This is a genomic window from Hydrogenophaga sp. 70-12, assembly GCF_001897365.1.
Lineage (GTDB): Bacteria > Pseudomonadota > Gammaproteobacteria > Burkholderiales > Burkholderiaceae_C > Hydrogenophaga > Hydrogenophaga borbori.
In genome coordinates this window covers 1-3,101 of sequence record NZ_MKSS01000244.1, presented here as the reverse complement: position 1 = coordinate 3,101, position 3,101 = coordinate 1, and the positions used below count along the sequence as shown (strand labels likewise).

The window sequence follows — 3,101 nt, the reverse complement described above, 5'->3', positions numbered from 1 at the left end:
GCAGCGCCGCCGTGAGCGCCGAGGGCGAGCGGTAGCCGCTGCGCCGCGCGGCCTCGGCCACGGGCAGGCCCTGGGCGCGCAGCCGGCGCGCCTGCTCGAGCTGCAGCCCGCGCAGCCAGCGCTGCGTGCTCAGGCCCAGCTCCTCGCGGCAGCGGGCGGCGAACTGCGCCGGGCTCAGGTGCGCGCGCGCGGCCAGGTCGGCCACCTCGATGGCCTCGTGCGCCCAGCGCGTGCGCGCCCAGTCGGCCAGCGCGGACCAGTCGATCGCGCGGCGCGCGCGCCGGGGCGCGGCGCCGTCGGGCAGCCAGCTCTCCAGCAGCAGGGCGGGGCCCATGGCCTGGGCGCGGGGCAGGCCACGCGCGCAGGCCTCGGCGAGGTAGCGCGCGAGCGCCTGCGTGGCGGCCGTGGGCCTGGCCGTGGCCAGGGCCCAGTCGCTGGCGTGGCTGTCCAGCACCAGGCAGCGCGCGCCCTGGCGCGCCTCGAAGTCGTGGCGCTCGCCCGGCGGCACGATGCAGCCGTCGCCCGCGGCGATGCGCTGCCCGCGGCCCGCGATCTCCAGTTCGAGCGCGCCCTCCAGGCCGACCAGGATCTGGAAATGCCCGTGGTCGTGGCAGCCATGCGAGGCGCCGTAGGCGCGCACGCTCAGGTGGTCGCGGGCGGAGGCGGTGCGGCCCATGGGGGTGTCCTCAGGCCTTGTTCTTGGTGGCCACCAGCCGCATGCCGGGCATCAGCCGTGTGGCGAGTTCGGGTCGCTCCAGCGCGTAGTCGAGGTTCATGCGCGCGATCTCCACGTGCTCTTCACCGAGGGCCTGGGCGCGCGAGCCCTGGCCGCGCTCGATGGCCTGCACCATGGCGTGGTGCGTGCGCTGGGCCAGACGCATCCATTGCTGGCCCTCTTCCATGGACGATTGCATGGGCAGCATGGAGCTGGGCGAGGCGAAGGGCATGGCGTCCAGCATGTCCATGATCCGGCGCAGCACCGAGTTGCCGCAGCCGTCCATGATGAGTTGGTGGAAGCGGTCGTTGGCCTCGACGTAGGCCGTGTAGTCGTCCAGCTCCATGGTCGGCTTGTTGACCGTCTGGTCGCCGCGCTCCAGGCATTCGTGCAGCTCGCGCAGCAGTTGGCGCGGTGCGCCTTCCTCGGCCAGCAGGCGGGCGGCGAAACCCTCGATGAGGCCGCGCACGCGGATCGCGTCGGCGATCTGCTGCGAGGTGAAGCGGCGCATTTGGTAGCCCCCCGTGGGCGAAGGCTCGATCAGGCCTTCGTGCTCCAGGCTGGCCAGCGCCAGGCGCACCGGCGTGCGCGAGGCGCCGAGCTTCTCGGCCAGCGGGATCTCGGCCAGGCGCTCGCCCGGCACGAACTCGCCTTTGAGGATCAGGTCGCGCAGCTGCACCAGCACGCGGGATTGTTGGGAGTCCATGCGGTTGAACAGGGGGATGCGGGCGGGGAATTCTAGGAGAGCCGGCCGCGAATGCACGCCGCGGCGATGAGTTGGCATGCAAGCTGCATGCAATGAGTTGAAATTGATTTTGAAAGCCAGTTGATTGCTCCAAATTGGTGCCAATCAAATACGGGTTAACCCTTTATTTCTCCATCTACATCGTTCGCTTGTCGCCTGTTTGTCCGACTGTGTTGGTTTGATGAATTCACTTGCATACAATGCGGCGCCCCGATACCCCCGAACCGGAGTGAGCCCATGACCCGCAGCACAACGACCCGGCCCCTGGTCATCGTCGGCGCCTCCTACGCCGGACTGCAGCTCGCCAGCAGCGCGCGCGAGCTGGGTTTCGAGGAGGACATCCTCATCGTCGGCGATGAACCCCACCCGCCCTACCAGCGCCCGCCACTGTCCAAAGGCCTGCTCACCGGCAAGGCCACGGTGGACCAGCTCTGGCTGCGCGCGCCCGAGTTCTACGCCCAGAAGCGCATCGGGCTCTGCCTGGGCCGCCGCGTCGCCGCGCTGGACCTGGCGGCGCGCCGCCTCACGCTGGACGACGGCAGCGTGCTCGAGCACGGCTGGCTCGCGCTCACCACCGGCGCGCGCGCCCGCGCCCTGCCGCTGCCCGGCGCCGAGCTGGACGGCGTGCTGCCCTTGCGCACCCTGGACGACGCGCTGCGCGTGGCCGAGGCCGCCGCGTCCGCGCGCTCGGTCTGCGTGATCGGCGGCGGCTTCATCGGCCTGGAGGTGGCGGCCGCGCTGCGCGCGCGCGGCGCCGAGGTCTGCGTGGTCGAGACCCAGCCGCGCCTGCTGGCGCGCAGCCTGCCCGAGCGCATGGCGGCCTTCGTGGAAGACGCGCACCGCCAGCGCGGCGTGCGGGTGCTGACCGGGCGCGGCGTGCGCGGCCTGTTGGGCGCCAACGGCCGCGTGGCCGCCGTCGCGCTGGCCGATGGCCAGCGCATCGACTGCGATCTGGTGGTGCTGGGCATTGGTGTCTGGCCCAACAGCGAGCTCGCGCGCGACGCCGGCTTGACGGTGGACAACGGCATCGTCACCGACCCGCTGGGCCGCACCTCGGCCGAGGGCGTGCTGGCGGCCGGCGACGTGGCCGCCGTGGCGCCCGCGCCCGGCGCGCCGCGCGTGCGGCACGAGTCCATCCAGGCCGCCACCGACGGTGCGCGCGCCGCCGCCAGCCTGCTGGTCGGCCAGCCCCGCCCCAACACCGCCGTGCCCTGGTTCTGGAGCGACCAGTTTGACCTCAAGTTCCAGATGGCCGGCGTGGCCCGGGCCGACGACGAAGCCGTGGTGCGCGGCGAGCCCGACAGCGGGCGCTTCAGCGTTTTCTACCTGCGAGACGGTGCGGTCGCGGCCGCGCACAGCGTCAACCGCCCGGGCGAACACCTGCTGAGCCGCCAGCTCATCGCGGCGGGCGCGCGCCTGTCGCCCCAGGTCCTGGCCGACCCGGACAGCGACCTCAAGGCCGCGATGGCCGCGCTGGGCGCTGCGGCCTGAATCCCCTTTCGCCTCTTTTCCCCTTCCCCACGGAGCCCCACCATGACCCTCACCAAACGACAAGCCATCGCCGCACTCGGTCTGGCCGGCCTCGGCGCCCTGGGCGCGCTCGGGGCCGCGCAGGCCGCCGAGCCGCTGCGCATCGGCCTG

Annotated in this window: 3 protein-coding genes; 1 reads left to right on the top strand and 2 read right to left on the bottom strand. The window is 72.7% G+C overall.

Going from position 1 to position 3,101, the window contains the following annotated elements; all coding sequences use genetic code 11:
- Together BGO22_RS13905 and BGO22_RS13900 are read right to left on the bottom strand one after the other, a co-directional pair.
- The coding region (locus tag BGO22_RS13905; protein WP_286851346.1) for a helix-turn-helix domain-containing protein at positions 1 to 676 on the bottom strand (676 nt) is incomplete at its 3' end.
- Between the two features lie 10 nt (positions 677 to 686).
- On the bottom strand, positions 687 to 1,421 hold the full coding sequence (locus tag BGO22_RS13900) for a GntR family transcriptional regulator (protein ID WP_070401237.1): 735 nt from the start codon (positions 1,419 to 1,421) through the stop codon (positions 687 to 689).
- A gap of 276 nt (positions 1,422 to 1,697) precedes the next feature.
- Here BGO22_RS13900 and BGO22_RS13895 point away from each other — a divergent pair, with 276 nt between their 5' ends.
- Positions 1,698 to 2,951, top strand: a complete 1,254-nt coding sequence (locus BGO22_RS13895) for an NAD(P)/FAD-dependent oxidoreductase (protein ID WP_286851344.1) — start codon at positions 1,698 to 1,700, stop codon at positions 2,949 to 2,951.
- The last annotated feature ends 150 nt before the right edge of the window (positions 2,952 to 3,101 follow it).